Annotated in this window: 9 protein-coding genes and 2 riboswitches; of the genes, 4 read left to right on the top strand and 5 right to left on the bottom strand. The window is 72.3% G+C overall.

Going from position 1 to position 10,610, the window contains the following annotated elements; all coding sequences use genetic code 11:
* Window positions 1-156: 156 nt before the first annotated feature.
* Together AB0C87_RS22140 and AB0C87_RS22135 are read right to left on the bottom strand one after the other, a co-directional pair.
* On the bottom strand, window positions 157-465 hold the full coding sequence (locus tag AB0C87_RS22140; protein ID WP_345186117.1) for a sulfurtransferase TusA family protein: 309 nt from the start codon (window positions 463-465) through the stop codon (window positions 157-159).
* Window positions 462-1,640, bottom strand: a complete 1,179-nt coding sequence (locus tag AB0C87_RS22135) for a cysteine desulfurase family protein (RefSeq protein ID WP_345186119.1) — start codon at window positions 1,638-1,640, stop codon at window positions 462-464. Before AB0C87_RS22135 ends, AB0C87_RS22140 begins: the two co-directional genes overlap by 4 nt.
* 249 nt (window positions 1,641-1,889) lie before the next feature.
* On the opposite strand from AB0C87_RS22135, the gene coxB reads away from it, so the two are divergent.
* The 4 genes from coxB (at window position 1,890) to AB0C87_RS22115 (ending at window position 6,093) form a co-directional block, all read left to right on the top strand.
* On the top strand, window positions 1,890-2,594 hold the full coding sequence (gene coxB, locus AB0C87_RS22130) for a cytochrome c oxidase subunit II (protein WP_345186122.1): 705 nt from the start codon (window positions 1,890-1,892) through the stop codon (window positions 2,592-2,594).
* Between the two features lie 74 nt (window positions 2,595-2,668).
* The gene (gene ctaD / locus AB0C87_RS22125) at window positions 2,669-4,258 is read left to right on the top strand and encodes a cytochrome c oxidase subunit I (RefSeq protein WP_218906069.1); all 1,590 of its coding nucleotides are present in this window, start codon (window positions 2,669-2,671) and stop codon (window positions 4,256-4,258) included.
* A 3-nt stretch (window positions 4,259-4,261) separates the two neighbouring features.
* Window positions 4,262-4,672, top strand: a complete 411-nt coding sequence (locus AB0C87_RS22120) for a cytochrome c oxidase subunit 4 (RefSeq protein ID WP_179833731.1) — start codon at window positions 4,262-4,264, stop codon at window positions 4,670-4,672.
* Between the two features lie 140 nt (window positions 4,673-4,812).
* The gene (locus AB0C87_RS22115; RefSeq protein WP_345186124.1) at window positions 4,813-6,093 is read left to right on the top strand and encodes an Ig-like domain-containing protein; all 1,281 of its coding nucleotides are present in this window, start codon (window positions 4,813-4,815) and stop codon (window positions 6,091-6,093) included.
* Between the two features lie 7 nt (window positions 6,094-6,100).
* Here the strand turns inward: AB0C87_RS22115 and AB0C87_RS22110 are convergent, their stop codons facing one another.
* Genes AB0C87_RS22110 through AB0C87_RS22100 form a run of 3 tightly spaced genes read right to left on the bottom strand, consistent with a single transcriptional unit; the run spans window position 6,101 to window position 9,642 of the window.
* Window positions 6,101-7,507 (bottom strand): M48 family metallopeptidase, encoded by a 1,407-nt coding sequence (locus AB0C87_RS22110; RefSeq protein WP_360579274.1) that lies wholly within the window; start codon window positions 7,505-7,507, stop codon window positions 6,101-6,103.
* Window positions 7,504-8,769, bottom strand: a complete 1,266-nt coding sequence (locus AB0C87_RS22105; RefSeq protein WP_353833718.1) for a hypothetical protein — start codon at window positions 8,767-8,769, stop codon at window positions 7,504-7,506. The genes AB0C87_RS22110 and AB0C87_RS22105 overlap by 4 nt, the downstream gene beginning before the upstream one ends.
* A 39-nt stretch (window positions 8,770-8,808) precedes the next feature.
* Window positions 8,809-9,642 carry a CHAP domain-containing protein gene (locus AB0C87_RS22100; RefSeq protein WP_345186131.1) on the bottom strand — a complete coding sequence of 278 codons (834 nt, stop codon included), beginning with the start codon at window positions 9,640-9,642 and terminating at the stop codon, window positions 8,809-8,811.
* A gap of 9 nt (window positions 9,643-9,651) precedes the next feature.
* A riboswitch (cyclic di-AMP (ydaO/yuaA leader) is annotated at window positions 9,652-9,791 on the bottom strand.
* Between the two features lie 152 nt (window positions 9,792-9,943).
* Window positions 9,944-10,142, bottom strand: a riboswitch (cyclic di-AMP (ydaO/yuaA leader).
* Between the last annotated feature and the right edge of the window lie 468 nt (window positions 10,143-10,610).

The following is a 10,610-nucleotide window of genomic DNA, read 5'->3' as shown; positions in this document are numbered from 1 at the left end:
ACGCGCCCCCCCCCCCCCCCGCGCCCCGCGCCCCCCCGCCCCCCCCCCGCCCCGCCCCGCCCCCCCCCCCCCCGCCGCCCCCCCCCCCCCGCCCCCCCCCGGCCCCCCCCCCCGGCCCCCCCCCCCCCTTCCGCGTGTCCTCGGCCTTGCGCGCGCCTAGTAGGTGCGGCGGATGTGGAAGCCCCAGCCGCCCTGCCGGAGGGTCTCCTCGCGGACGAAGTCCTGGGACTTCATGCGGCACCAGGCGGGGATGTCGGTGCGGGCGGCGGCGTCGTCGGCGAGGACGGCGACGACCTGCCCGACCGGGACCTCCCGGATCCGCTCGGCCAGCATGATGATCGGGATGGGGCACTTGCGGCCGAGCGCGTCGATGACGAGCACGGGCGGCGGCCCCTCCGGCTCCGCGGGGGGCGGCGGCGCGTCGGCGGGCGGTGTGACGGTCCTGGCGCGGCCTCGGAACCTCATGGGCGCGACCGCCTCCCTGTCTCGAAGGTGTTCATCGTCGCCCGGCGGAGGCGGGCGACGGCGTCGGGAAGCACGGTGAGGAAGCGGCCGACGTCCTCCGACCCGACGCCTCGCGGCAGCGATACCCGCACGTTCCCATGCGTAATCACCCCCATCGCCTCCAGCACATGGCTCGGACGCAGCGTATCCGCAGTGCAGGAGCTGCCGGAGGAAACGGCGAAACCCAGCCGGTCGAGTTCGGTCAGCAGCGCCTCCCCCTCCACGTACAGGCAGGAGAACGTCACCAGGTGGGGGAGCCGGCGGACCGGGTCGCCGATCACCTCGACGTCGGGGACGCTCCGCGGCACCTCCGTCCGGATGCGGTCCACCAGAGCGGAGACGCGCGGAGCGTCGGCCGCCATGTCGGCGCGGTAGGCCGTCAGCGCGGCCGCGGCCGCCGCGATCGCGGGGACGTTCTCGAACCCGGGGACCCGGCGCGCCTCGCGCTCGTCGTCCGGCAGCGGCGAGCGCCACCGGGTGCCCTTGCGGACGGCGAGCACGCCGACGCCGGCGGGCCCGCCCCACTTGTGGGCGCTTCCGGCGAGGAGCGACCACCCGCCGGGGACGTCGGCCCGCCCGAGGGACTGCGCCGCGTCGACGAACAGCGGCACGCCGGCCGCGCGGCAGGCCCGCCCGACCTCCTCGACGGGCTGGAGGGTGCCGACCTCGTGGTTGGCCGACTGCAGGCAGGCCAGCGCGGTGTCGGGGCGCAGCGCCGCCGCGAACTCCGCGGCGTCGACGCGGCCGGTGCGGTCGACGCCGACGAGGGTGACCTCGCCGCCATCGCGCTCGTGCAGCTCGGCGGCGTGCAGGACGCTGGAGTGCTCGACGGCGCTCGCCACCAGGTGCCGCCCGGTGCGCCGGCGCGCCTGGAGCCCCCCGAGGACCGCCAGGTGCACCGCCTGGGTGCCCGACGACGTGAACGACACCTCGTCGGCACGGGCGCCCAGGACGCCGGCGACACGCGCGCGTGCCCGGTCGAGCAGCATCCGGGTGCCGCGGGCCGCCCCGTACAGCCGTGCGGGATCGGCCCAGGCCGCGTCCAGCGCCTCGATCAGCGCGGCGCGCGCCGCCGGATGCGGCGGCTCGGTTGACGCGGCGTCGAAGTAGCCGCCCGGATCGCTCGGTCCTGCCACGTGAGAACACTAACCGGGCACCCGATCGGGGGTTCGCGCGACCCTCGCGCTAGGGTGTCCACCACACGTGTAATCACTGATCTCTCCGCCCGGCCGACCGGGCTTCATCCGTGGGGAAGGCATTCCGTGAGTCCGACCCGCTCTAGGGAGCGGCGTACGCCTGTGCGCAGTCGCCGCGCATTGAAAAGCGCCGGCGCGCTAGGGCTGCTGGCGCTCTCCGCGACCGCGTGCAGCGGTAGCCGCCTGGGCATGCCCGAGCCGATCAGCGTCCAGGGCGAGCGCATGCTGAAGCTCTGGCAGGGCTCCTGGATCGCGGCGTTCGCGGTCGGGGCCGTGGTCTGGGGCCTGATCATCTGGGCGGTGCTGTTCCACCGCAAGCGCTCCAACGATCTGCCGCCGCAGGTCCGCTACAACATGCCGATCGAGATCCTCTACACGGCGGTCCCGTTCGTCATCATCGCGGTCCTGTTCTACTTCACCGCGAGGGACGAGAACTTCGTCGAGAAGACCACCAAGGACCCCGCGGTGGTCGTCGACGTGATCGGCTTCCAGTGGAGCTGGCAGTTCGACTACAAGGAGAAGGACGCCGCGGGCAAGGAGAGGACGGTCGCCTCCGTCGTCGGCCAGCCCGTCGCCCCGAACGGGCCCGCTCCCGCCAAGCCGGTGATGACGATCCCCTCGGGCAAGACGGTGCGGGTGCGGCTGCACGCCAACGACGTCATCCACTCGTTCTGGGTGCCGGCACTGATCTACAAGAAGGACGTCATGCCGGGCTACACCAACGAGTTCGAGTTCACGGCGAACAAGCTCGGCACCTATGAGGGCCGCTGCGCCGAGCTCTGCGGCGTCGACCACAGCCGGATGCTGTTCCAGCTCAAGGTCGTGACGCCCGAGCAGTACCAGAAGTTCATCGCCGATTCGAAGCAAGCACTGGCCGCGGGAGGTGCCAAGTGACCGCCACGAGTCACGCACCGAGCGCGCCGATCGCCGCGCCGCGGACGAGCAAGGGGCGCATCATCGCCTCCTGGATGTCGTCCACCGACCACAAGGTGATCGGCTACCTCTACCTGATCACCTCGTTCGTGATGTTCCTGTTCGGCGGCGTGCTCGCGCTGCTGATCCGGATGGAGCTGTTCGAGCCGGGGCTGCAGTTCGTCAGCAACGAGCAGTACAACCAGCTGTTCACCATGCACGGCACGATCATGCTGCTGATGTTCGCGACGCCGCTGTTCGCGGGCTTCACCAACGTCATCATGCCGCTGCAGATCGGCGCCCCCGACGTGGCGTTCCCCCGGCTGAACATGCTGGCGTACTGGCTGTTCCTGTTCGGCAGCCTGATCGTCATCGCGGGCTTCCTGACCCCGGGCGGCGCGGCCAGCTTCGGCTGGTTCGCCTACGCCCCGCTGTCGGACGCGGTCCGCTCGCCGGGCGTCGGCGGCGACATGTGGGTGATGGGCCTCGCGATGTCGGGCTTCGGCACCATCATGGGCGCGGTCAACTTCATCACCACGATCCTGTGCATGCGGGCGCCGGGCATGACGATGTTCCGGATGCCGATCTTCACCTGGAACGCGCTGCTGACCTCGATCCTGGTCCTGCTGGCGTTCCCGGTCCTCGCCGCCGCGCTGCTGGCGCTGGAGGCCGACCGCAAGCTCGGCGCGCACATCTTCGACGCCGCGCACGGCGGGGCGCTGCTGTGGCAGCACCTGTTCTGGTTCTTCGGGCATCCGGAGGTCTACATCATCGCCTTGCCGTTCTTCGGCATCGTGACCGAGATCCTCCCGGTGTTCAGCCGCAAGCCCGTCTTCGGCTACATCGGCCTGGTCTTCGCGACCATCACCATCGCGGGCCTGTCCATCACCGTGTGGGCGCACCACATGTTCGTCACCGGCCAGGTGCTGCTGCCGTTCTTCTCCTTCATGACGTTCCTCATCGCCGTTCCCACGGGGGTGAAGTTCTTCAACTGGGTGGGGACCATCTGGCGAGGGCAGTTGACGTTCGAGTCGCCGATGCTGTGGTCGCTGGGCTTCCTCGTGACGTTCCTGTTCGGCGGGCTCACCGGCGTCATCCTGGCGTCGCCGCCGATGGACTTCCAGCTGTCGGACTCCTACTTCGTCGTGGCGCACTTCCACTACGTCGTGTTCGGCACCGTGGTGTTCGCGATGTTCGCCGGCTTCTACTTCTGGTGGCCGAAGTTCACCGGCAAGATGCTGAACGACACCCTCGGCAAGATTCACTTCTGGCTGCTGTTCATCGGGTTCCACGGCACGTTCCTGCTCCAGCACTGGCTGGGCGCCGCGGGCATGCCGCGCCGGTACGCGGACTACCCGAGCGAGTTCCACGGGCTGAACGAGATCTCCAGCATCTTCTCGTTCATCCTCGGTGCCTCGATGCTGCCGTTCTTCTACAACCTCTACATCACGTGGAAGCGGGGCACGCGCGTCGAGGTCGACGACCCGTGGGGCTACTCCAACTCGCTGGAGTGGGCGACCTCCTGCCCGCCGCCGCGGCACAACTTCAACTCGATCCCGAAGATCCGTTCCGAGCGGCCGGCGTTCGACCTGCACCACCCGCACGTGGGTGCCAAGGGCGAGCTGGCCGGGGCGAAGGGGGAGTAGCCGATGCGCGTCCAGGCGTTCATGTTCTACGGGTGCGCGGTCTTCTTCCTCGCCACCGACGTCGTCTACTGGCTCTGGTCCAACGACTGGACGGGCACGACGGCGCTCGCGCTCGCGGTCGGCCTCGCCGGGCTCATCGGGTTCTACATCCACTTCACGGTCCGGCGCCTCGAGCGCGCGAACGCGGGCCCGCTGTACGAGGACGACCCGGAGGGCGAGATCGCGGACGCGGCCGGCGAGCTGGGCTTCTTCAGCCCGCACAGCTGGTGGCCGCTGTTCGTGGCGCTCTCGGCCACGGCCGTGGCGCTCGGCGTCGTGTTCGGCTGGTGGCTGGTGATCCTCGGCGCCGCCGCGGCGATCCTCACGTCCGTCGGTCTGGTGTTCGAGTACTACCGGGGTCATTTCGCCCACTGATCAGTAAAAGAACCCCATCGGGGGCCGGTGTCCGCTTTTTAGCGGGTACCGGCCCTTTCGAACATACTGGGCGCCTTTCCAGCGACCGGGCTGGAAAACGACAGATCGCCCAGTGGAACGACCGGGGGGTCCACATGCGGGTGAGTGGCTCAAGGCCGGGAGACCGGGGGCGGTACACGGCCGTGCTCGTCGTCGGCGGCGTGCTCGTCGGCGGGGGTGCCGCGGCGTGTTCGGGAAGCGTCGGGCCGGCCGGCAAGGACGAGGTGAAGCTCGCGGTGTCGCCGGCCGGAGGCGGCGGGAAGCTGCGGCCGGACAGCCCCATCGCCGTGGAGGCGCGGCAGGGCACGATCGAGAACGTGACGGTGGCGACGAAGGACGGCGTGGTCGAGGGGGACCTGAGCGCCGACAGGACGCGGTGGCGGTCCCGGTGGACGCTGAAGCCGGGCACGGCGTACACGGTCGACGCCACCGCCCTCGGCCGGGACGGCAGGACCCGCACGGTCCGCAGCGGCTTCTCCACGGCCGTGGTGAAGAAGACCAACGACGTCACGATCGAGGCGCCGTTCAACAGGGAGACCGTCGGCGTCGGCATCCCGATCATCATGCACTTCGCCCGTCCGGTGAAGGACCGGGCGGCGGTCGAGCGGGCGCTGGAGGTCACCGCCGACAGGACCGTCGAGGGCGGCTGGAGCTGGTTCGGCAGCCAGGAGGCGGTGTTCCGGACGAAGAGCTACTGGCCGGCCCACACGAAGGTGTCGTTCCGGGCGCACCTGAGCGGCGTGCGCACCGGGCAGGGCGTGTACGGCGGGAAGGACTACGGCGTCGACTTCAAGGTCGGCGACTCGCACGTCTCCACCGCCGGCGAGGACAGCCACAAGATGGTCGTCCGGATCAACGGCAAGAAGGCCCGCACCATCCCGACGAGCATGGGGAAGGGCGGAGAGCGCAAGTACACCACCACCAACGGGGTCCACCTCGCCATGGGCAAGGAGGACCCGACCATCATGACGTCGGAGTGGGACGGCTGCGGCCCCGGCTGCGCCGGGTACTACAGCCTCACCGTCTACAAGTCGGTGCGCATCTCCGACAGCGGCGAGTACGTGCACAGCGCGCCGTGGTCGGTGGGATCGCAGGGGAGCGAGAACGTCAGCCACGGCTGCATCAACGTCAGCCCGTCCAACGCCAAGTGGTTCTACAACCTCTCCCAGCGCGGCGACCCCATCACGGTGACCGGCAGCGACCGGCAGCTGGAGCCGGAGAACGGCTGGGGGTACTGGCAGGTGAAGTGGCAGGACTGGGTGAAGGGCAGCGCGCTGAAGCGGTCGGTCACGACGGCCGCGCACGTGGACGCCGCGACCCTGTCGGCGCAGCAGGGCGCCCGGCCCAAGGCGCCCGAGAAGCAGCGGGCCGAGGGCAACTGAGCCGCGGCTAGCGGAGCGGCGGCGGGACCTGGACGCGGTGCAGGCGCGCCCAGTCGCGGGCCATGGCGATCCGGTCGGGGGCCGAGGGGTGCGTGAGCCACAGCAGGTACTCCGCGGCGTCGGGGTCCAGGTCGGAGATGTTGCGGACGGACAGCGCGTGCTGCATCGACACGAAGGTCGAGGGGTCGCGGGTGAGGTCCAGCGCGTGCGCGTCGGCGCGGGCCTCGATGCGGCGGCTCACGAGGTTCTGGACAGGGGCGGCGAGCGTCGTCCCGGCGGTCACGAGCGCGAGGAGGAGCGCGATGGACCTCGGGTCGGCCGCCGCACCGCTGCGGCGCGCGTCCGGCCCGGTCCCGCCGGCGCCGGGCCCGCCGGGATCGAGCCCGGCGCGCCGCAGCAGGCGCGGGGACGTCATCAGCAGGTACAGCAGGCACATGGCCCCCGCCACCCCGAGCGCGCCGACGAGCGTGCCCCACAGCACGTCGTCGCGCTTGGCGTGGCCGAGCTCGTGCCCGACGATGGACTCGACCTGGGCGGGCGGCGACTTCAGCAGCGTGTCGTAGAGGACGATGCGGCGCGTGGAGCCGAACCCGGACACGTAGGCGTTCAGGGACGTCGTCCGGCGGGAGGCGTCCGCGACGAGGACGTCCTCGACGGGCACGCCGTCCCGCTCGGCCATCGCCAGCAGGTCGGTGCGCAACCGCCCCGCCGGCAGCGAGTGGAACTTGTTGAACACGGGCTCCACGGCGAGCGGGTAGACGAACGAGGCGAAGACGACGAGGACGAACCCGCCCGCGGCGGCGCCGGCCCACCAGTGGCGCGGGAAGCGGCGGATGAGGGCGTAGAGGAGCAGCAGGGCGATCGTGTAGATGACCCACGTGACGGCGAGGGACTTCGCCTGGTCGACGAGCCATGCGGGCCAGCTCTGCGTGGACAGCCCGTACCGGCGCAGCACGGACTCGCTCCAGATGTGGAACGGGAGCCCGGCGACGCGCAGCAGCGTGGTCAGGGCCATGGTTCCGAGGATGATCCGAAGCGGCCGGCGGCGGGTTCTCCCGGTGGCCCAGCCGATGAACCGGGCGCCCAGCGGCGTGAGGCCCAGCACCAGGATCAGGGCGAGGCCGACGAGGAGCCCGGTGTAGGCGGGCGGGTTGACGGCCGAGTCGAACGCCCGGGAGCGGGCGATCTCGGCGGGGGTGAAGTCCAGCGCGGGATCGGGTTCCACCCGCCCGCCGGGAACGTGCCCGGGGAGCGGATTCCACGGAGTGGCTCGCGCGAGCACGGTCGCGACCCCGGCGAAGAGCACGGCGGCGGCGACGGCGGCGGCGATCCGGGGCCGGCGCGCGGGGGCGGCGCCGGGGGTTCCGGCGGCGGAGTCCCCGGCGCGGTCCTCGTCGGTCTCCGCCTCGCTCATGCGAGCTCCTCCTTCACGTAGTCGCGCCACAGTGCGGTGAAGCGCTCCCGCGTCAGGCCGAGCACGTCGCGCAGCGCCGCGGCCTCCGGGGCGCGCCCGGCGGCCCGGTAGAGCCGCACCAGCGCCGCTTCACCGTACCGGTCGGCGACCATCCGGCAGGCGAGCCAGGCCTCCTGGTAGGCCTGGGAGAGGCGGGGGGAGCCGCCGGCGAACGCGTCGGCGGAGGGCAGCGCGGAGGGCGTGCGCCCGGCGGAGACCTCGCGGCGCAGCTCGCCCGCCGCCGACCGGGTGCTGATCTTGACGCGCCGGTAGCCGACGTAGTCCGCGAAGCCCTCGATCAGCCACAGCGGGGTGCGCCCGTCGCGGGCGCCGCCGGTGGCGACGTGGGTCAGCTCGTGGGCGAGGACGACGTCGCGGCCCAGCTCGTTGAGGCGGCCGAAGGTGCCGGGGGAGACGATGACGCGGTCCTCGCCGCGACCGCCCCCGGCGGCCGGGGCGACGGCGGCGAGCGCGGCGATCTGGCCGAGGCTCTGCCCGGGGCCGGCGAGCGCGGAGGCGACGGTCGCGTCGGCGGGGACGAGCGCGACGACCCGCCGCGCCCACCCCGTGCCGACCACGGACGTCACGACCGGGACGGCCGCGTCCAGCCGCCGGGCGATGCCGTCGAGGCCGGCGCCGTCGCCGACGACCAGGCTCGTGCGGCCCCTGACCACCGTCAGGGGGCCGCAGTCCCAGATGTCGGTGTCGTCGGCGAGGCCGCGGGACGTCCCGTCGCCGACGATCGTCCACGCCCCGCCCCGCGGGGCCAGCGTGAGGTAGCGGGTGCGGGCCACGTCGCTCCGGTCGAAGCCGCGCAGCCTGTAGCGCGCCTCGACGCGGACGACGGCGGTCTCGCCGTCCACGGTCTCGACGCGGACGACGCGCTCCCGCCAGCCTTCCAGGGGAAGCTTCCGGAGATTCCCGTACATGCGGGACTGGGTGTCCTGGAAGGCGGCGGGGGCGTTGCCCACCGTGGCGAGGAACGCCATGCGGTCGCCTTGGCGGACGGCCGCGGCGCGATTGGCGAGGACGGCGGAGGCCAGGGAGGGATTGAACGTCCCGGCGGACGGGGAGCCGGGAGCACGGGCGCCCGCCGCCCGGCCGCCGGAGCGCGAGCCCGCCAGGCCGGCGCCTCCGGCGAGGAGGACGGCGACCCCGCCCGCGCCGAGGGCGAGGACCCTGCGCCGCGTGACGGGGGCGTCCTGCCCGGGGCCTTCCTCCATGGGCGCGATCCTATGCAGGGCGCGGGGCGTGGGGCGCCGTCACGACCGGTAGTCCGGGTAGCCGTAGCCGACGACGACGTCTGTGGAACGTTCCTTTATCCGGACGGCGTTGTCGGTGTTGCCCTCGACGGTCTCGATCGTGCCATCGTCGATCTTCTTGACCACCATGCCGACGTGCTCGATGTCGTCGACGGACTCACTGCCGCCCCACGAGAAGAACACGATCGCGCCGGGCCTCGGCTCGTTGCCCCAGCGGCCGTGCTCCTGGAACCAGCGGGCGTGGGCGACCGTCCAGGCGTCGCTGCCGACCTGGTCGCTGAAGCCGATCTGCTCGCCCACCCAGGAGACGAACATGTCGCACCAGTTCGCGTCGCCGTAGCCGCTGAGGGAGCCGCCGTCGCGCGCGAGGGTCTCCCGCGCGCGGGACGTGGCCATGTACCAGTCCTGGAACTTGGTCTCGCCGCCGCCGTCCTCCTCGACGCCGACCTGCGAGCGGGCGAGCTCGATGGCCTGCGCGGCGGTGGGGCGCGACTTCGCGACGGTCTTCGGGGCGGCCTTCTCGGAGGTCTCCGCCTTCGGCTGCTCGGGCTGGTCCTTCTTCGCCGGAGCCTTCGAGCCGGTCGTCTTGCGCTCGTCCTCGGCACGGCGCCCGGGCGGGCCGCCGTGCGCCGTCAGGCCGGGGGCGAGGTCGGCCGCGGCGGCGGCCCTCACCGGGGTGGAGCCGAACGGCAGGACCGACGCCTGCGCGGTGGCGGCGGCGGTGCCCAGCACGGCGGCGCCGACGATCACGCCGCCGGTCGTCCGCCAGGTCAGGGACAGGGGGTTCGGCTTGCGGTGCCTGCCGTGGGTCTTCTTGCAGTGCGCGCGTGGCACGGGGGGATCTCCTCGACTTCCATGCCGCCTACCGGGTTAGCTGACGGGTTCGGGCGTGGAAGCCGCCCTACGGCCCGCGAAGGCAGGCCGATTCACCCCGAAAAGGACGCAGTGGGTCCCCGGTTCCGCGGTGGACGCGCATGCGGGGCACGGCGGTCCGCGGACTCGGCGGTGACGTGCCCGGGGGCGGGCACGCCGGTTCTGAATGGGGAATCTCGGCGGGCGTGGACGCCCGCGGAGTGCAGGGGGTGGGGGCGTGGCCGCGTGGCGGCCACGCCCCAGGTAACGCTGCGGGATTCACTCCTTCTCTTCCAGACGCCTACCGGGTTAGCTGACGGGTTCGGGCGTGGAAGTGGCCCTACGGCGGCTCTCACCGGACTGCCGGGAGAGACGCGCCGATTCACCCCGGGTGCCGGAATGCCCGTCCGGAGAGTTCCTCCGGACTCCGGCGCAGATGGGTCCCCGGTTCCGCGCTGAGGCGGATTCGGCGCTGCCGCTGCGATCCTGGGGGCGAGATGGGGCCCGGCGCGGGACCTGTCTCCCGCGTGCGAACGAGCGGCGCCTTGTGTTGTGGACGGACGGCGGCCCGTCTCCGGGGACCGTCCGGGGCCTGCCCCGTGTACGCCACCGCGGCTGCGCGCTCAGCGCCATGCACGCTGCGGGCGTGCGCACGGTGGACGGGGTCGGCCGGGTCTGCGACGAGACCGTGCGGCGCCTTCGGGCGCCGCGGGACGGCACGTGGGGCGTGCCGCCTGGGGGGAGCGGCGCGTGGCTCGCGCCGCCGTCACGCGGGTGCTGGATGCGCCGCGTGGGGCCGGGGCGCCAGGTGGGCGCCGCGGGTCCACGGCGTCTGGAGGGCGCCGTGAGTGGTGCAAAGGTACCAAAACCCCAAAAGAAGGCAAACCCCCCCAAAATCAACAACGGACCAGGTCAAGCCTGGTCCGTTGTCGATGGAGGTCCCGTGACGC

Source organism: Actinomadura sp. NPDC048021 (assembly GCF_040653135.1).
Lineage (GTDB): Bacteria > Actinomycetota > Actinomycetes > Streptosporangiales > Streptosporangiaceae > Spirillospora > Spirillospora verrucosospora.
This window is presented reverse-complemented; position numbering and strand designations above follow the sequence as displayed.